Origin of the sequence: Streptomyces sp. NPDC079167 (assembly GCF_040686735.1) — a bacterium.
In the GTDB taxonomy this organism is placed as follows: Bacteria; Actinomycetota; Actinomycetes; order Streptomycetales; family Streptomycetaceae; genus Streptomyces.
Genome location: NZ_JBFBLO010000005.1, coordinates 122,466 through 139,476, shown reverse-complemented (window position 1 = coordinate 139,476; position 17,011 = coordinate 122,466). Strand labels below are relative to the sequence as shown.

Here is a 17,011-nt window from a genome sequence, read left to right as displayed (position 1 = left end):
CTGATCATGCCAGCCCGGAAGCTCAGGGCACGATCGAGTCGATGTATCCGCCGTCCACCCGCACCGCTGCGCCCGTGGTGGCCGACGCCTGCGGGGAGCTGAGGTAGACGACGAGGTTCGCGATCTCCTCGGGTTCGATCAGGCGCTGGAGCAGGGACTGCGGGCGGTGCAGCCGCATGAACTCGCGCTGGGCCTCGTCCCACGGGAGATCGCCCACCAGCTCGCGGACGAAGTCCTCGACACCGCCGGTGTGCGTGGGCCCGGCGATCACGGAGTTCACCGTCACACCGGTGCCCGCGGCCTCCTTGGCGAAGCCCCGGGAGACGGCGAGCAGGGCGGTCTTGGACATGCCGTAGTGGATCATCTCGGCGGGGATGACGATCGCGGAGTCGCTCGCGATGTTCTGCACCCGGCCCCACCCGCGCTCGGTCATTCCGGGGAGGTAGCGGCGGATCAGACGCACCGCGCTGAGGACGTTGGTGTCGAAATAGGCGCGCCACTCCTCGTCGGTGATCTCCAGCGGCGGCCGGGAGCCGAAGATGCCGAGGTTGTTGACGAGGATGTCCGCCGCGGGCACGGCCTCGTGGAGCTCCGCCGCCCCCTGCTCCGTGGTGAGGTCGCAGGCGACTGTGAGGACGTCGGCGTCGGGCTCGGTGCGGCGCAGCGTGTCCGCCGCCGTGACGAGCCGGTCCCGGCCCCGTCCGGTCAGCACGACGCGCGCTCCGGCGGCGGCCAGCCCGGTGGCGACGGCGAGCCCGATGCCCTGCGAGGAGCCGGTCACGACAGCGGTCCTGCCGGCGAGATCGATACGCACCTTGCGGTCCTTCCGTCCCATGTCGGTGTGCGGGGTCGATGAACCTCCACCCTGTCACTCCCCGGCCCGGGACGCCTTCCGGCCGCCGTGCCCCGTCCGGACCGGACCATGGCACGGCTCGGGGCTCCCGGCCCGTGGAAACCGGCAGGGAGCCCCGTCGGGTGACTCAGAGAACGCCGGACTCGGAAACGGCGATCCTCACCTTGGTCTTGCCGGTCGAGGAGCCGTACGACTCGATCTTGCGGACGAGCTCCATGCTCGGCTCGTCGGCGACCTCGCCGAAGACGACGTGCTTGCCGTCCAGCCACGGGGTGAGGACCGTGGTGATGAAGAACTGCGAACCGTTGCTGTTCGGGCCCGCGTTGGCCATCGAGAGCAGGCCGGGCTTGTTGTGCTTCAGCGTGAAGTTCTCGTCGGCGAACTTCTCGCCGTAGATGCTCTTGCCGCCGGTGCCGTTGCCGTTGGTGAAGTCACCGCCCTGGAGCATGAAGTCCGGGATGACGCGGTGGAACGGCGAGCCCGCGTAGCCGAAGCCCTTCTCGCCGGTGGCCAGAGCGCGGAAGTTCTCCGCGGTCTTGGGGGCAACGTCGTCGAAGAGGTTGAACACAATCCGCCCAGCGGGCTGGTCGTCGATGGTGATGTCGAAAAACGCCTTGATGGTCATGAGTCCATCCTGACATCACCCGGGACCTCCCGATGCACAGGCCCCGCCCCACGGAGGCCGCGCGCCGCACGCGTACGGCGTACCACGGGGATGAACCGTGGTACGCCGTTTCAGTCAGGGAGAACGCCGCTTCCCCCTACCGGTGCCGCTCAGCGGTTGCCGCGGTGGCCACCGCCACGGTGGTGCCGGCCCCAGGACTCGGAGTCGACCTTGTGCCCGCGGTTGTCGCGGAGCGTGGCGGTGTCCCTGCTGTCCCACATGTAGTGGCGGCGGTCCTGGTACACGTCGTGCCGGGTGTCACGGCCGACACCGGTGTGGACGCGGACGGAGGACCGGCCGGCCAGCCGCAGGTCGAAGGTGTACGAACGGCGGCTCTCGTCGGTGAGCGTCCAGCCGCGGAGGTTGACGGAGTGGCGGCCGGTGTTGGTCACGGTGACCCACTCGGCGTTCAGGCTCCGGTTGGAGCCGTTGTCGCGGCCGGGACTGTCGTACTGGATCGCACCCAGGACGACGGCCGAGCGGTGCGCCGGCCGGTTGTGACCGTGGTCCCGGCCATCGGCCGTCGCAGGAAGGGCCGCCGCGGCGAGCAGGGCGCCTGAGGCGAGGACGGTGGCGGTGATCCGTCGTGCGGAACGGGACATGGAAACCCCTCATCATGCGGGCCCGGAAGGTAGCTCCGGGCGTTTTTCCGACCCCGGCGTCGTGCCGGGAACGCAAACTTTGTCCCGCTTTCGAGGTGGCCGAAAGGTGCCCTGATCCGTGTGACGAAGTACGGACATTTCTGTCACACACGACTGCATCCGGCACGGATCCCGACAGTCGTAGACCTGTCAACCGTTGATCGTTGCACCGACCCTTGGCGAGGGCCGTCCGCCTGGCCACGGCCCCCCGCTCACCTCACCCCCACTCCCCCGGCCGCCCCTGTCGGGACCCCGCCGACCCGTGTAACAGGAGCGACAGCGCTTACCCGGACGGGCATTCCATTACCGCCGGGAAAGGAGCTCACGCGTTCGAGCCTTCAGTACCCATCGCGAAGGGGCGAGCCGTACGCGCTGACCCCCACCGGTGACGAAGGCGTTCACGGGTGTCATCGGATCCAGCGCCATCGTCCTGGCCAGCAGGACACCGACGGCCAGCGGGAGCAGGGTCACGGCCAGCGCCGTGCCCGCGCTGGTCAGGTTCTGGATGCGGGGGCGCGTCGGCGCTTCGGGGAGCATGGTCCCCATTCGACCAGCGGCGGCACACGCCCGGATCGGGTCGCGTACTCAGACGCCCCCCTCCCCCGTACTCAGTCCGGCCCGTGTCCGAGCCGGCCGGAGCGGGTTTCAGCCGTCCGGTCCCCGTCGGCTCGACGCGTCGGCCCGGCCGCCGGCCCCGAGGAGGCCCGTCGCCTCGAACGAGGACGTCCGTGCCAGTCCTGGCAGCTCCCGCTTCGAGAACGCCGTGACGACCGGAGGCATCGCGGCGCGCACCAGCTGCGTGGCGCGGAGCCACGCCGGCAGGTACGCGGCGGCGCTGCGGCGCTCGACCGCCCGCGCCATGCGGCGCGCCACGGTCTCCGCCGGGTAGACCTTGCGCGCCGGCCTGGGCATGTGCGCCCTCAGCTCGCGCAGGACCGCGTACCGGTCGGCATCGCGGATCATGTCGGTGTCGGTCCAGTTCAGGTAGCCGATGCCCACCGCGACGTGCTCATGGGCGAGCTCGGCACGCAGCGAGTGCGCGAAGGACTCCACGCCGGCCTTGGAGGCGCAGTACGCGCTCATCATGGGCGCGGCGCCGATGGAGGCCAGCGACGCGATCTGGAGGTAGTAACCGCGCGTGGCGCGCAGCTGGGGCAGGAAGACCCGTGCGGTGATCGCGCTGCCGATCAGGTTGACCTCGATCACGCGCCGCCAGGTCGCAGGATCGGACTCCGCGAAGGGGCCGCCCTCGGCCACGCCGGCGTTGGCGACGACGACCGAGGCGGGGCCGAGCCCCTCCCGTACCTCGTCCGCCACCCGCGCCATTCCCGCCTCGTCGGTGATGTCCGCCTCCCAGCACCGCGCGGGGCCCGGAAGCGAGTCCCGCACCGCGGCCAGGCCGGCTTCCTCCCGGCCGACCAGGGCCAGCGTGGCGCCGCGCTCCGCCAGCTCGCGTGCGAGGGCCGCGCCCAGGCCCCGTGCGGCGCCGGTCACGACGGCGACGCGGCCTTCCAGAGGACCGGGTGTGCTCGTCATACGCCTCTCCTCGGAGTCGACCCCCGTCGGCGCCGTACCTACGGCGCGCGGCACGGTATGTCCACCCAAACACTCCTGTCGGCCGGGCGCTCGGCGAGACGGACCGGGTGCCCCTACTCCGGCGGGGCGGGCGGGCCCCAGTGGGAGAACCGGGGCAGCCACTTCACCCGGTAGTCGGGGTGCCCGGCGTGCTCGGCGGCCATCTGCCGGACGACGAAGCCCAGGCCGACGGCGCGGCCCGAGGTGAAGTCCTGGGCAGGGCGGTCGGTGTCCAGGGCCGCGATCTCCTCGTACTCGTCCAGGAGGACCCTGGTGGTCTCGACGCGGCGCAGGGTGCGTGCCGGGTCCTGGAAGGCGATGTGCCGGTCGTAGGCGCGCGACCGTACGACGAAGGCGATGCCGCTCGTGCGGTCGTGCACCTCACCGGGCGCCTCGGCCGGGGTCCGCCAGCCGTCGCCTCCCGCCTCCCGCGCGATCTGCTCCTCCTCGGCGAGGCGTGCCCGCACGAAGGCCAACAGGTCCGAGTTGTCTGCCATCTGGTTCCGCATCCTTCTCCGTCACAGACCGTGGCGGAGATCCACTCACCACCACGGGCCCGTTCTGCCCGACCAGCAGAGGATGCCTCACCCGCGTGCCAGGGGCGCAGTCGGCACGGGGACGTTCCGTATGACGGACACCTGACCGGAGGGATGCGGCGGGAGGGGTCCCGCCGGGCGGGAGGCGGGACCCCTCTCCGGGGCCGCGCCGGACTCCGGTGTGCGGCCGTACCCGGCGAGAGTCCACGCGGGCGGCGGGCCCGTCAGATACCGGCGGGGGCCGAGGGCTCCGTGCCCGCCCGTGCGCACACCGAGGCGGCGGTCTCCGAGGCGAACGACAGCATGTCCCTCACCTCCTCCGGGTACGGCGTCGCCGTGAAGGAACCCAGGGCTCCCATCCGGCTCAGCAGACCCGCGGTGAAGGCGTCCCCGGCGCCGATCGTGTTCACCACCTCGACCGGTGTGGCCGGGACGGAGACGGGCGGTGCGTCCGCCGTGTAGGCGCTACTGCCCCGGGCGCCACGGGTGAGGACCACCAGCCTTCCTCCTGCCGCCAGTTCCCGGCAGGTCTCCTCCGGATCGGCTCCGGGCCACAGCGTCCCCAGGTCCTCGTCGCTGACCTTCACGACGTGCGCGAGTGCGCACAGTTCGCGCAGCGCCGCCGAACCGTGGTCCGCGCCCAGGGTGCGGTCGCGGCGGACGTTGGGGTCCACGACGAGCAGGGAGTGCGCGGCGGCGGCCTCGGCGGTGGCCCGTACGGCAGAGGCCGCGGGCCCCACGACGGCCGCGAGCCCGCCCGCGTACACGGCCCCGAATCCGGCGGCCCGCGTGGACAGGTCAGGCAGCCGGAACGTCGCCGTGTCCTGGAGGTGGAAGTGGTAGCCGGTCCCTCCGGCACCCGGCTCGGCGACGGCCAGCGCCGTGGGCAGGCCGGAGCGTCCGCAGAGCGTGAGATCCACCCCGGCCGCCCGCAGCCGCTCCTCGATCATGCGGGCGAAGCCGTCGTCGCCCAGCCCTCCGGCGAACGCCACCGGGGTGCCGAGCGTGGCCAGCCCGACGGCGACGTTGGCCGGGGCCCCACCGAACTGGGCGGTCCGCAGGCTGCCGTCCCCGTCCATGGGTACGAGGTCGACGAGGGCCTCTCCGAGTACGAGGACGGCGCCGGGGCCGCCCGTCACGGCTCGACCACGATCTTGCGGCCGATGCCCGCCTTGAAGCGGTCGATGGCCTGCGGGTACTGGTCGAGCGGCAGCCGGTCGCTGATGAAGACGGCAGGGTCGAGGACCCCGGTGGCGAAGAGCGCGGCGGCGCGTTCGTAGCTGTGCAGGACGGCCATCGAGCCGGTGATGGTGATCTCCTGGTTGTAGATGCGGTACGGCTCGATGACGGCCGTCGTCGCGTAGTCGGCGACCCCGAACTGGAGGAAGGTCCCGCCCTTGGCGACGCGTCCGAGGCCGTCCTGGATGGCGGCGGCGTTGCCGGTGGCGTCGATGACGACGTCCCAGCCGCCGGGCCGCTCGAGCTCGTCGGCCCCGGCCGCCGACCGGGAGCAGCCGAGGAGGCCGGCCGTGGCGAGACGGTCCGGGTTGACGTCCAGGACGTCCACGCCGGCCGCACCGGTGCGCTTGGCGAGCTCCAGCATCATCAGGCCCATGGTCCCGGAGCCGTAGATCAGCACCTCGGCACCGAGGGTGCTGTTCAGCACGTCGTAGCCCCGGACGGCGCAGGACAGCGGTTCGATGAGGGCCGCGTCCTTCACGTCGATGTGGTCGGGCAGCCGGACGCAGTTGGCGACGGGGGCCACGGCGTACTCGGCGGCGCCGCCGGAGACGGTGACGCCGATGGCGGCCCAGCGTTCGCAGAGGTTGCCGCGCCCGCTGCGGCAGTAGCGGCACTCGTGGCAGTGCAGCGAGGGGTCGACGGCGACGCGGTCGCCGACGGCCAGCTCCGTGACGTCACGGCCGACGCTCACGATCTCCCCGGCGAACTCATGGCCGGGGACGAGCGGCAGGGAGGGCGCGAACTCGCCCTGCAGGATGTGCAGATCGGTGCCGCACAGCCCGCACGAGGCGACGGACACGACGACCTCGCGGGGACCGGGAGTGGGGTCGGGCACGGTGGAGACGGAGATCTTCCCGGGTGCTTCGACGATGGCTGCCCGCATTATTTCACTGCTCCGAGAGACAGGCCCTGGACGAGTTTGTCCTGGGCGGCGTAGCCGGCCGCGAGCACCGGCAGGGACACGACGACGGACGCGGCGCACAGCTGGGCCAGGAAGAGGCCCTGGCTGGTGACGAATCCGGTGAGGAAGACGGGTGCCGTCTGGGCGACGACGCCGGTGAGCACCCGTGCGAAGAGCAGTTCGTTCCAGCTGAAGATGAAGCAGATCAGCGCGGTGGCCGCGATCCCGGGTGCGGCCATCGGCGCGACGACCCGGGCCAGGACGGTCGGCAGCCTCGCTCCGTCGACCTGGGCGGCCTCGATGACCGACACCGGCACGTCCGCGAGGAAGGACTGCATCATCCAGACCGCGATCGGCAGGTTCATCGAGGTGTAGAGCAGGACGAGGAGCCAGATGTTGTCCAGCATCCCGGCGTTCTTGGCGAACAGGTAGACGGGGAGGAGGCCCGCCACGACCGGCAGCATCTTCGTGGAGAGGAAGAAGAACATCACGTCCGTCCACTTCCGGACGCGCCGGATGGAGAGGGCGTACGCCGCCGGGAGCGCCAGCAGGAGCACCAGGACCGTGGAGAAGAAGGAGGCTCCCAGGGAGTTGAGCAGGGGCGGCCACGGGGTGACGCCGGTGTCGGCGCCGAAGAAGGCGCGGTAGCCGTCGAGGGTGAGCGGCGCGAAGACGGAGGGCGGGTTGGTGGCGGCGTCGGACTCCGCGTGCAGCGAGGTCAGCAGCATCCACAGCGCGGGCAGGCAGAAGGCGAGCCCTGCCGCCCAGGCCAGCAGGCCCAGCGCGGCGGAGCGGCGTCTGGCCCGTCGCAGGATCCGTTGTGCGGACGGAGCGGGCGCGGGGACGGTGGCGGTGGTCATGCGCGGTTCGCCTCCTCACTGAAGAGGGACGAGACGGTCCGGAGCGCGAAGGTGGCGATGATGATCGTGCCGATCACCACCACGACTCCCGCGGCGGACGCCAGTCCGTATTCGTGGGCCTGGTAGAAGGTCTGGTAGATCGTGTAGGGAAGGTTGGCGGTGTCGAGTCCGCCCGCGGTGATCGTGAACACCGCGTCGAAGTTCTGCACGATGTAGACGGCCCCGAGCAGGACACCGAGTTCGAGGTACCTGCGCAGATGCGGCAGCGTCAGATAGCGGAAGGTCTGCCAGGCGCTCGCACCGTCCAGGCGGGCGGCCTCGACGACCTCCGCGGGCCGGCTCTGGAGGCCGGCGAGCAGGATCAGCATCATGAAGGGCGTCCACTGCCAGACCAGCGCCGCGATGACGGCGAGGAGCGGCATCTCCGCGATCCAGTCGGGCTGGCTCGGGCTCGTGTCGCCGAAGAGGTCGCCCACCCAGCTGAGCGCGCCGTTGAGGAGGCCGTACTCCGGGTTGTACAGCGCGTGCTTCCACAGGAGCGCGGCGGAGACGGGCACGATCAGGAACGGCGTGATGAGCAGGGTGCGGACCATGCCCCTGCCGAAGAACGTGCGGTCCAGGAGCAGGGCGAGGGCCAGTCCGATGACGACGGTGGCGAGGACGACGCCGACGGTCAGCAGGATCGTCGTGACGACGGAGTCGCGGAGCGCTGCGTCGGTGAAGACGGACGCGTAGTTGCCGAGCCCGTTGAAGGCGCGTTTGTCGGGGCTGAGGGAGTTCCAGTCGAAGAGGGAGATCACCAGGGTCGCCACGAACGGCAGCTGGGTGACGACGATCAGGAAGACCAGTGCGGGGAGCAGCGGAGCCCTGGTGGCCCACGCCTTGGCCCGGTTCGCCTTGGGCGCCGGGGCCGCGGGTGGCCGGGGTGGTGACTGAGGTGTCGTGCCGACTGCTGTGGTCATCGGTACTCCTTGGCGACCTGTTCGGCCAGCTTCTGGGAAGCGGCCAGCGCCTTGTCGACGGACTGCCGGCCGGCGATGGCCGCGCTGATCTCCTGCGCGACCCTGGTCCCGAGATCGGTGAACTCGGGGATGCCGACGAACTGGATCCCCGGCACGGGGCGCGGCTGGGTGCCCGGGTTCTTCGGGTCCGCCCCGGAGATGGCCTGCTCGGTGACGTCCGCGAAGGCGCCTGCCGCCTCGCGGTATTCGGGATTCTCGTAGGTGGAGGCGCGTTTGCCGGCCGGGGCGTTGGACCAGCCGCTGGTCTCACCGACGAGCGACTCGTACTCCTTGCTGGAAGCCCAGGAGACGAACTTCCACGCGTCGTCCGCCTTCTTCGACGCCTTCTGGATGCCCCAGGCCCAGGTGTAGAGCCACCCGGAGCTCTTGGTCTCCTCGACGGGCGCGGGTACGTAGCCGATCTTCCCCTTGACCGGGGAGCCGGCCGCCTCCAGCGAACCGGCGCCTGCCGTGGCGTCGTACCACATGGCGGTCTTGCCCTGCGTCATGTTGTTGAGGCACTCGGCGTATCCGGACTGGGAGGCGCCGCGTTCGCCGTGCTTGCGCACGAGATCGACGTAGAACTCGGTGGCCTTCTTGAACTCGGGCGAGGTGAGCCGGGGTTTCCAGTCCTCGGTGAACCAGGTGCCGCCCATGGTGTTGACGACGGTGGTGAGCGGGGCGATCAGCTCGCCCCAGCCGGGCAGTCCGCGCAGGCAGATCCCCTTCATGCCGGGCTCGGCGCCGTCCGCCCGCGCCGCGAGCTCCGCCACCTCGGTCCAGGTGGGGTGCGCGGGCATCGTCAGCCCCTTCGCGTCGAAGACGTCCTTGCGGTACATGAGGAACGACGACTCGCCGTAGAAGGGTTCGGCGTAGAGCTTGCCCTCGGCGGTGAGTGACTCCCGCAGGGGTTCGAGGATGTCGTCCTGGTCGAAGGCGGTGTCCTCGGCGGCGTAGGTGTCGAGGGGGTGCAGCCATTCGTTCTTCGCGAAGAAGGGCACTTCGAAGTTGCTGATGGTGCCGACGTCGTACTGGCCCGCCTGGTTGGAGAAGTCCTGACTGATCTTGTCGCGGACGTCGTTCTCCGGGAGCACCGTGAAGTGGACCTTGATGCCGGTCTCCTCGGTGAAGTGCTCGGCGGTAAGCTTCTGCAGCTCCAGCATCTGGGGGTTGTTCACCATCAGTACGTTCAGTGCGTCACCCCCTCCGAACGCCGTGCCGCCTGCTCCGGCGCACCCGGCGGCGAGGAAGGCCATCACTGCCGTGCCCGCGACCGCACGCACGCGGGTCCCACGGCGTCGTTGCTGGTGGGGCATAGATTCTCCTGATCGGTCGTAGCGGCTCGCGGATCGGTGCCCGTGGGCTCCGGCTCTCCTGACGTTCCGGGCATGGCGGGGCTGCCCTGCGGGTTCTGCTCGGAGAGGACGAGTACGCGAGGGCGGGAGCGGGGGACGTGGGACGGGTACGGGGACGGGGGGCCGGGACGGCGGGGCGGTCCCGCCGTCGTGTCAGACGCGGATGACGTTCGGGCCGAGCAGGGAGTAGCGCTGGGCTTCCGCCGAGGGCAGACCGGTGTCGGTGACGACGGCCTCGAAGTCACCGACACCGGCGAAGCGGCAGAAGCTCACCGCTCCGAACTTCGAGTGGACGCCGGCGAAGACGCGGCGGCGGGCGCTGCGCATGGCCTGCGCCTTGACCTCGCCGACCGCCGGGTCCGGGGTGGTCAGCCCGTACTGGCGGGAGATGCCGTTCGCACCGACGTAGGCGAGGTCGATGACGAAGTCGGCGAGCATACGGGTCGCCCAGTGGTCGACGGTCGCCATGGTGCTGCCGCGCACCCGGCCGCCGAGGAGGAGCACGGCGGTCTTCTCCGAGTCCGCCAGGACCGTGGCGACGGCCAGGGACGCCGTGACCACCGTCAGAGGCCGGTCACGGGGAAGCGCTTCGGCGATGAGCTGCGGGGTGAAGCCCTCGTCGACGAAGACCGTCTCGGCGTCACCGAGCAGCTCGGCGGCGGCCGTCGCGATCCGTGACTTCTGCGGTACGTGGTGCGTGGTGCGCATCGCCAGGGTGGTTTCGAACCCGGCGCTCTCGACCGGGTACGCACCGCCGTGCGTGCGCCGGACGAGCCCGTGTTCCTCCAGGGTGTGCAGATCGCGCCTGATGGTCTCCTTGGCCACCTCGAACCGTTCGGCCAGCCGGTTCACGTCGACCGAACCGTCCTGTCGGGCCGTCTCGAGAATTCCCCGGCGGCGTTCCTCGGTGCCCACGACACATCCCTGCGCTAGTGCGGATCAGCCGTGGGCCCGGCGTCCGTTCGGGCCCACGCATTGTTTGTACAAGCAGAAACGGCTGTACGACCAGCTTCTTCGCGCCACGGCCTCTGCCCGTTCATGCCCGTTTCCTCATGGGTCCCCATGCTGGTGACCCACGCTACGGCGGTGACGGGACGCCCGCGCGACGCCTGCTTCGCCTGTCGGCGCGCCCGTTTCGTGCCCGTCAGCGGTCACACAGGCGCCCCTGGGGGCCCTAGCACAGCCCTCCGGTGATCGTGCCGAGAACAGCAGAGAAATGTCTGGTTGCACACCTCACGACACGATTTCAGCCAACTTTCCGGGCCTCGGGAGTCCGCGGACAACCTCCGGCCGGGTGCGCCCTCTCTCATGGGCAAAGCGACTCCACCGCCCCGACGGGGCATCCGGACATCGGAGAACGATGAGCAGCAGAACCCCCCGCAACCGCCTGTGGCGTCCGGCTGTCGCCGCGGCCGCGGCGATCACCGTGACCGCCGGCGTCGTCGCCGCGGCGCCCGACAGCAAGCAGGCGGCCGCTGTCCCCCAGCTCGGCCTGGTCGCCGCCTCGAAGTCGGTGACGCTCGACTCGTGGAAGGAGGACCCGGGCGTCTACCTCGACCTCGGGACGTATCTCACCGCTTCCGGCTCCCCGCTGGAGCTGCGGGTGACCCGCAAGAGCTACAAGGACCCGGTCGTCGCCACCCAGATCGTCCACGAGGGGAGCAAGACCCGGACCAGGGCCCTGCCCAAGGGCCTGGTGAAGGACTTCTCGGGGCTGCCGGGCTTCGTCCGGATCACGGTCCGGGACGCCGCGGGCAAGGCCGTCGTGAACCGCACGGAGTCCTTCTGCCCGAACAACGCGTCGGGCCGCATCCTGCCCGAGGCCCCGGCCACGTCGAAGTATCCCGAGAGCTGTCCGACGAACCCCTTCACGCTCGGATCGGTGTGGGGCGTCGAGAAGGGCTGGGCGTCCAACACGTACGCGGGCTACTACGCGGCGCCGGTCGCCCTGCCCGCCGGGACGTACACCGCGGAGGTGGCCGTCACCAAGCGCTACCGCGATCTGTTCAAGATCGCCGACAAGCCGCAGACCGTCAAGGTGACCGTGCGCGAGCGCAGTTGGGAGGAGGAGAGCCCCGCAGGTGCCGCGGGCGCCCGTTCCGCGTCGGAGCACGCGGCCCACGGGGCCGCGCACTCGGGCCACGCCGGGCACACCGCCGCGCGCACTCCCGCCCCGGCGTCCGCGACCACCGGCGCGGGCCCCTCGTACAACGTGGGTCACGGCCCCCACCCGCCGGCGCCCGCCGCCGTGCCGTGGGCCGCCAAACGCCAGGGCCTCCGGTCGGCGCAGGGCGACGGGCCCGGGCTCACGGACGGCTCCCGGCAGGCACCCGCGGTGCGGCCGAACGCGCAGCGTCCGACGGGCAGGGCGGCCGTTCCGGACGTCCCCAAGCCCGACCTGCGCTCCCTGCCCGCCTACGGCATCACCATCGGGCAGGGCGAGGCGGACGCGCCGGGCAAGGACTATCTGGCCTTCAGCGCCAACGTGTGGAACGCGGGCCCCGCGCAGCTCGTCGTGGACGGCTTCCGCAAGCCGGGCAACGAACTGATGGACGCCTACCAGTACTTCTACGACGCCTCGGGCAAGCAGGTCGGCTACACCCCGACCGGCACCATGGAGTGGGACCCGCGCCCGGGTCATGAGCACTGGCACTTCACCGACTTCGCGAGCTACCGGCTGCTGAAGGCGGACAAGAAGGAGACCGTTCGCAGCGGCAAGGAGGCCTTCTGCCTGGCCAACACCGACGCGGTCGACTACACGGTGAAGAACGCCAACTGGCACCCGGACAACACCGATCTGTCCACGGCCTGCGGCCAGGAGAACTCCATCTCCGTACGGGAGGTGCTCGACGTGGGTTCCGGTGACACGTACACCCAGGACCTTCCGGGCCAGTCCTTCGACATCACCGGCCTGGCGAACGGCACGTACTACATCCAGGTGCTGGCCAACCCGGAGAACCGGCTCAAGGAGACCGACCTCGGCAACAACAGCGCCCTGCGGAAGGTGGTCCTGGGCGGCAAGCCCGGTGCCCGCACGGTGACCGTGCCCAAGCACGACCTGGTCGACGCCCCCTGAGACCCGGTCTGCCGCGCGGCCCCCGGGACATGATCCCGGGGGCCGCCCCCGTCAGGCACGGGAGCCCAACGGCTGCCGCCCCTTTGTGAGTTGCTGTGGCAGACTTCGCAGGCGGAGCGGTTCACCTCATCTGCGACGGAGCGCGTCATGACGACTGGGACACCCCGGCCCCCGATCGACACCAGCAGGCCCCACTCGGCTCGCGTGTACGACTCGCTGCTCGGCGGCAAGGACAACTACCCGGTGGACCAGGCGGTGGCGCGGCACCTGCCGGCCGAGGCGAAGGCCGGGGCGTTCCAGAACCGTGCCTTCATGAACCGCGCGACGGCCTGGCTGGCCGGCGAGGGGATCGGCCAGTTCCTCGACATCGGCACGGGGATCCCGACCGCGCCGAACCTGCACCAGATCGCCCAGGAGATCGATCCGCGGTCCCGGGTCGTCTACTGCGACAACGACCCGATCGTCCTGCGCCACGCGGAGGCGCTCCTGATCAGCAGCCCGGAAGGGGTCACGGACTACGTCCACGCGGACGTCCTCGAACCGGGCACGATCATCGAGGCTGCCCGCAAGGTCCTGGACTTCGAACGTCCCGTCGCCCTCTCGCTCCTGGGTCTTCTCCACTTCCTCCCGGACGACCAGAACCCGCGGGCCATCGTTCGCACACTGGCTTCCGCACTGGCGCCGGGCAGTTACGTGGTGCTGTCGCAGGGCGCCTCGGACGTGAATCCCGAGCGCGGTGAACAGGGTGCGGCCGAGTACGGCAAGGGGGGCATCCGGCTCGCTCTGCGCACCCGCGCGGAGTTCGCCGGCTTCTTCGAGGGCCTGGACATCGTCGAGCCGGGTCTGGTGACGGCTCCCGAGTGGTTCCGCGGCACACCGGCCCCCGAGCAGGAGTTCAGCGGCGTCTACGTCGCGGTCGCCCGTATCCCGTAGTCACGGTCCGGAAGGGGACGTGTCCATGGCCGAGAGCCATCAGCACACGGCGGCCGAGGCGTTCGACGCCATCGGGGCCGACTACGAGACGGCCTTCGCCGGCTCGGCCGCCCACCACGACTCGCTGGACCGGCTGCTGGGGCGGCTGGCGCCGCACAGCAGGATTCTGGACGTGGGCAGCGGTACGGGCCGGCCGACCGCCCACACCCTGGCGGCCGCCGGGCACGAGGTGCTGGGCGTCGATGTCTCGCCGGTCATGGTGGACCTGGCGTCCCGCCGGGTTCCCGGGGCGTCGTTCCGCCGGGCGGACATCCGTGAACTGCCCCTGGAGAAGGAGAGCTTCGACGCCGTCTGTGTCTACTTCTCGCTGCTGCAGATGACGCGCGCGGAGCAGCGCGCCCTCGTGCGCCGTCTGGCACAGGCGCTCAGGCCGGGCGGTCATCTGGTCCTGGCGACCGTGCCGCTGGACGTGGAGGGCGTGAGCACCGTCTTCATGGGCCAGGAGGTACGGGTGACCAGCTTCGGGCCCGACGCGCTCAGGGCGCTCGCGGCCGATGCCGGGCTGACCGTCGTGCACGAGGCCGGATCGGTGTTCACTCCGGACCGCCCCGGGGCGGTCCCCGAACCCCATCTGTTCCTGGACTGCCGTCGGTGATCCGCCGGTGTTCCGTCACCCCGGTCCGTCGATGTCCGGCTGGAGCAGCTGTTCCGTCCAGATGACCTTGCCGCCGTCGTCGGTGTAGCGGGTGCCCCAGCGTTCGGCGAGCTGGGCGACGAGGAACAGGCCCCTGCCGCCCTCGTCCATGCCGGCCGCCTGGCGCAGATGGGGCGAGGTGCTGCTGCGGTCGGACACCTCGCAGATCAGCGTCCTGTCACGGATCAGCCGTACGCCGATCGGGCCGTTGGCGTAACGGATGGCATTGGTGACCAGTTCGCTGAGGATCAGCTCGGTCGTGAACGCCTCCTCGAACAGATTCCACTCGTTCAGCTTGCGGGAGACCTCGGAGCGCACCCGTGCGACCGCGGAGGGTTCCGAGGGCACATCCCATACGGCCACGTTCTCGGGGGCGAGACAGCGGGTGCGCCCGACGAGCAGTGCGATGTCGTCGCGTGCCTTGGCGGGCACCAGGGCACGGAGGACGGCCTGGCAGGTCTCCTCCGGTGTCCGGTCGGGGTGTCCGGCCAGGCTCTCGCGCAGCATCTCCAGCCCTTCGTCGATGTCGCGGTGCCGGTCCTCGACGAGCCCGTCCGTGTAGAGCACGAGACGGCTGTTCTCCGCCAGCTCCAGGTCGAGGGTCTCGAAGGGCATGCCGCCGAGTCCCAGGGGAGGGCCGCCGGGGACGTCCGCGAACACGGCCTCGCCCTCGGGGCTGACGATCACGGGCTGGAGATGGCCCGCGCGGGCCATGGTGCAGCGTCCGGACGCCGGGTCGTAGATCGCGTAGAGGCAGGTGGCCCCGGTGACGTCGCCTCCCTCCGAGCCCTCGGCCGACTCGTCCTGGTCGATGCGGGTGACGAGCTCGTCCAGGTGCCACAGCAGTTCGTCGGGGGGCAGGTCCAGGGTGGAGAAGTTGTGGACCGCCGTGCGCAGGCGCCCCATGGTGGCGGCCGCGTGGAGTCCGTGCCCGACCACGTCCCCGACCACGAGGGCGACCCGGGCGCCCGGCAGCGGGATGATGTCGAACCAGTCGCCGCCGACACCGCCCAGTCCGCCGAGCCCCGCCTGGGCGGGGAGGTACCGGTAGGCGGCGTCGATGGCGCTCTGGTCGGGGAGTCCCTGCGGCAGCAGGCTGCGCTGCAGGGTGACCGCCACGTTGTGCTCACGGGAGTAGCGGCGCGCGTTGTCGATGCTCACGGCGGCGCGGGCGACGAGCTCCTCAGCGACGGACAGGTCCTCGTCCTCGAACGGCTCGGGGCTCCGGGCACGCCAGAACAGGGCCGCGCCGAGAAGCACGCCTCTGGCCCGCATCGGGACGGCCATCATCGAGTGGAACCCGCTCTCCAGGATGCGCTCGGCGCGTTCCTGGTTCTGCTGCTGCCAGCCGGCGCGCCGCGCCAGATCGGTGTCGAGCACGGCCTCGCCCCTGAGCAGGCCGGCGCCGAGGTCCGTGGTCTCGAGGAAGCGGATCACCGAGCCCAGCGGGTGGAGCCCCGTGTCGTCGCGTGGGCCGCTGAAGGCCGAGCGGCGCAGGCCGTCGGTGGTGGCCCGGGCGGTCGTGGGTTCCTCGCCGCGCAGCACACCCTCGGCCAGATCGACGGTGGCGTAGTCGGCGAACCGCGCCGTGGCGAACTCCGTCAGCTCCTCGCACGTGCGTACGACGTCCAAGGCGGTGCCGATCTCCGTGCCCGCGTCGTAGAGGAGCTTCAGTCTGCCGCGCGCCATGGCCGCGCTGCCCGTGAGCGCCTGCAGCTCGGTGGTGTCGCGGAGGGTCGTCACGCTCCCGGGCGGGCCGCCGTGTGTGTCCGTGGCCCGCTGGCTGATGGCCAGGACGCGGTCGCCCACGGCGTACACCTCGTCGGTCGCGCTGCGTCCGGAGGTCAGCAGTCCGGTGGTGACCGGGTCGAGCCCGAGCTCCGCGACGGGCGTGCCCTCGATGTCCGGGGGCAGGTGCAGGAGCCTCCGTGCCTCGTCGTTGGCCAGCAGCAGCCGCCCGTCGCCGCCGACGATGAGCACGCCTTCCCGCACGGCGTGCAGAACGGCGTCGTGGTGCTCGTACATCTGGGTCATCTCGGTCGGGCCGAGTCCGTGGGTCTGGCGTTTCAGGCGTCTGGTGACGAGTGCGGTGCCCCCCATGGTGAGCAGCAGGATTCCCGCGGCCGAGCCGAAGAGCAGGGGGAACTGGCCCTCGGCGGCACCGCTGACGTTCTTGATGGTGATGCCCGCGGACACCAGGCCCAGCACTTCGCCGTCCGCGCCCTTCACGGGCACGACGGCCTGGACGAGCGGTCCGATGGTCCCGTCGACCTTCTCGGTGACGACACCGCCTTCCAGGGCGGGTCCCACGGTGCCGACGAACTTCTTGCCGATCCTGTCGGGCAGCGGGTGGGTGTAGCGGATGGCGTCGAGGTTCATGACGACGATGAAGTCGACGCCGGAGCCCTTGCGCGCCGCCTCGGCCTCGGGCTGGAGCGCGGCGGTGGGATCGGGGCTCCGCAGAGCCGCGTCCACGCCGGGAGCGTTCGCGAACGTCTCGGCCACGGCGACCGAGCGATTACGGGCTTCCCGTTCGCTGTCGGCCCGCGACTGCAGCACCAGCGCGGCCACGGATGCAGCGACGAGCAGCACCACGATCGCCACCTGCAGGAGAAAGACCTGACCAGCGAGGCTTCTCATCCGGAGAAACGAACGCGGGCGGCCGTAGCGTCCGGCCATG

16 protein-coding genes are annotated in these 17,011 nt (G+C 71.0%); 3 read left to right on the top strand and 13 right to left on the bottom strand.

The window, feature by feature from the left end:
* Nucleotides 1-22 precede the first annotated feature (22 nt).
* From AB0P41_RS12600 to AB0P41_RS12545, 12 genes are all read right to left on the bottom strand, one after another.
* On the bottom strand, nt 23-814 hold the full coding sequence (locus AB0P41_RS12600; RefSeq protein ID WP_356707100.1) for an SDR family oxidoreductase: 792 nt from the start codon (nt 812-814) through the stop codon (nt 23-25).
* A 166-nt stretch (nt 815-980) separates the two neighbouring features.
* Nucleotides 981-1,478, bottom strand: a complete 498-nt coding sequence (locus tag AB0P41_RS12595) for a peptidylprolyl isomerase (RefSeq protein ID WP_356707101.1) — start codon at nt 1,476-1,478, stop codon at nt 981-983.
* A gap of 149 nt (nt 1,479-1,627) precedes the next feature.
* Nucleotides 1,628-2,119: a lamin tail domain-containing protein gene (locus tag AB0P41_RS12590; RefSeq protein WP_356707102.1), complete on the bottom strand. Its 492-nt coding sequence runs from the start codon at nt 2,117-2,119 to the stop codon at nt 1,628-1,630.
* A 342-nt stretch (nt 2,120-2,461) separates the two neighbouring features.
* Entirely contained in the window at nt 2,462-2,695 is a 234-nt protein-coding gene (locus AB0P41_RS12585) for a hypothetical protein (protein ID WP_356707103.1), read from the bottom strand.
* 108 nt (nt 2,696-2,803) lie between these two features.
* Nucleotides 2,804-3,694, bottom strand: a complete 891-nt coding sequence (locus tag AB0P41_RS12580; RefSeq protein WP_356707104.1) for an SDR family oxidoreductase — start codon at nt 3,692-3,694, stop codon at nt 2,804-2,806.
* 113 nt (nt 3,695-3,807) lie between these two features.
* Nucleotides 3,808-4,230, bottom strand: a complete 423-nt coding sequence (locus AB0P41_RS12575; protein WP_356707105.1) for a DUF6221 family protein — start codon at nt 4,228-4,230, stop codon at nt 3,808-3,810.
* 263 nt (nt 4,231-4,493) lie between these two features.
* Nucleotides 4,494-5,408 (bottom strand): PfkB family carbohydrate kinase, encoded by a 915-nt coding sequence (locus tag AB0P41_RS12570; protein WP_365931732.1) that lies wholly within the window; start codon nt 5,406-5,408, stop codon nt 4,494-4,496.
* Nucleotides 5,405-6,394 (bottom strand): zinc-dependent alcohol dehydrogenase family protein, encoded by a 990-nt coding sequence (locus tag AB0P41_RS12565; RefSeq protein WP_365931730.1) that lies wholly within the window; start codon nt 6,392-6,394, stop codon nt 5,405-5,407. The genes AB0P41_RS12570 and AB0P41_RS12565 overlap by 4 nt, the downstream gene beginning before the upstream one ends.
* Complete coding sequence (locus AB0P41_RS12560) at nt 6,394-7,272, bottom strand: carbohydrate ABC transporter permease (RefSeq protein WP_356707108.1); 879 nt, start codon at nt 7,270-7,272, stop codon at nt 6,394-6,396. Before AB0P41_RS12560 ends, AB0P41_RS12565 begins: the two co-directional genes overlap by 1 nt.
* On the bottom strand, nt 7,269-8,234 hold the full coding sequence (locus AB0P41_RS12555) for a sugar ABC transporter permease (RefSeq protein ID WP_356707109.1): 966 nt from the start codon (nt 8,232-8,234) through the stop codon (nt 7,269-7,271). The genes AB0P41_RS12560 and AB0P41_RS12555 overlap by 4 nt, the downstream gene beginning before the upstream one ends.
* Entirely contained in the window at nt 8,231-9,589 is a 1,359-nt protein-coding gene (locus AB0P41_RS12550; protein WP_356707110.1) for a sugar ABC transporter substrate-binding protein, read from the bottom strand. The genes AB0P41_RS12555 and AB0P41_RS12550 overlap by 4 nt, the downstream gene beginning before the upstream one ends.
* Nucleotides 9,590-9,781: 192 nt before the next feature.
* The gene (locus tag AB0P41_RS12545) at nt 9,782-10,543 is read right to left on the bottom strand and encodes a DeoR/GlpR family DNA-binding transcription regulator (protein ID WP_356707111.1); all 762 of its coding nucleotides are present in this window, start codon (nt 10,541-10,543) and stop codon (nt 9,782-9,784) included.
* 445 nt (nt 10,544-10,988) lie between these two features.
* Between AB0P41_RS12545 and AB0P41_RS12540 the strand changes: the two genes are divergently transcribed.
* The 3 genes from AB0P41_RS12540 to AB0P41_RS12530 all read left to right on the top strand — a co-directional run bounded on the left by AB0P41_RS12540 (nt 10,989) and on the right by AB0P41_RS12530 (nt 14,292).
* A complete protein-coding gene (locus AB0P41_RS12540) occupies nt 10,989-12,704 on the top strand; it encodes a lysyl oxidase family protein (RefSeq protein WP_365931727.1) in 1,716 nt (571 codons plus the stop codon).
* Between the two features lie 147 nt (nt 12,705-12,851).
* Complete coding sequence (locus AB0P41_RS12535) at nt 12,852-13,637, top strand: SAM-dependent methyltransferase (protein ID WP_365931726.1); 786 nt, start codon at nt 12,852-12,854, stop codon at nt 13,635-13,637.
* A gap of 25 nt (nt 13,638-13,662) precedes the next feature.
* Complete coding sequence (locus AB0P41_RS12530; RefSeq protein WP_356707114.1) at nt 13,663-14,292, top strand: class I SAM-dependent methyltransferase; 630 nt, start codon at nt 13,663-13,665, stop codon at nt 14,290-14,292.
* 15 nt (nt 14,293-14,307) lie between these two features.
* On the opposite strand, the gene AB0P41_RS12525 is transcribed toward AB0P41_RS12530, so the two are convergent.
* Nucleotides 14,308-17,010: a SpoIIE family protein phosphatase gene (locus tag AB0P41_RS12525; RefSeq protein ID WP_365931724.1), complete on the bottom strand. Its 2,703-nt coding sequence runs from the start codon at nt 17,008-17,010 to the stop codon at nt 14,308-14,310.
* Nucleotide 17,011 lies beyond the last annotated feature (1 nt).

Excerpts from the sequence above, each read along its gene's own strand:
- AB0P41_RS12595 (WP_356707101.1), bottom strand. The coding sequence starts at position 1,478 with ATGACCATCAAGGCGTTTTTCGACATCACCATCGACGACCAGCCCGCT.
- AB0P41_RS12590 (WP_356707102.1), bottom strand. The coding sequence starts at position 2,119 with ATGTCCCGTTCCGCACGACGGATCACCGCCACCGTCCTCGCCTCAGGC.
- AB0P41_RS12585 (WP_356707103.1), bottom strand. The coding sequence starts at position 2,695 with ATGCTCCCCGAAGCGCCGACGCGCCCCCGCATCCAGAACCTGACCAGC.
- AB0P41_RS12580 (WP_356707104.1), bottom strand. The coding sequence starts at position 3,694 with ATGACGAGCACACCCGGTCCTCTGGAAGGCCGCGTCGCCGTCGTGACC.
- AB0P41_RS12575 (WP_356707105.1), bottom strand. The coding sequence starts at position 4,230 with ATGGCAGACAACTCGGACCTGTTGGCCTTCGTGCGGGCACGCCTCGCC.
- AB0P41_RS12565 (WP_365931730.1), bottom strand. The coding sequence starts at position 6,394 with ATGCGGGCAGCCATCGTCGAAGCACCCGGGAAGATCTCCGTCTCCACC.
- AB0P41_RS12560 (WP_356707108.1), bottom strand. The coding sequence starts at position 7,272 with ATGACCACCGCCACCGTCCCCGCGCCCGCTCCGTCCGCACAACGGATC.
- AB0P41_RS12555 (WP_356707109.1), bottom strand. The coding sequence starts at position 8,234 with ATGACCACAGCAGTCGGCACGACACCTCAGTCACCACCCCGGCCACCC.
- AB0P41_RS12550 (WP_356707110.1), bottom strand. The coding sequence starts at position 9,589 with ATGCCCCACCAGCAACGACGCCGTGGGACCCGCGTGCGTGCGGTCGCG.
- AB0P41_RS12540 (WP_365931727.1), top strand. The coding sequence starts at position 10,989 with ATGAGCAGCAGAACCCCCCGCAACCGCCTGTGGCGTCCGGCTGTCGCC.
- AB0P41_RS12535 (WP_365931726.1), top strand. The coding sequence starts at position 12,852 with ATGACGACTGGGACACCCCGGCCCCCGATCGACACCAGCAGGCCCCAC.
- AB0P41_RS12530 (WP_356707114.1), top strand. The coding sequence starts at position 13,663 with ATGGCCGAGAGCCATCAGCACACGGCGGCCGAGGCGTTCGACGCCATC.
- AB0P41_RS12525 (WP_365931724.1), bottom strand. The coding sequence starts at position 17,010 with ATGGCCGGACGCTACGGCCGCCCGCGTTCGTTTCTCCGGATGAGAAGC.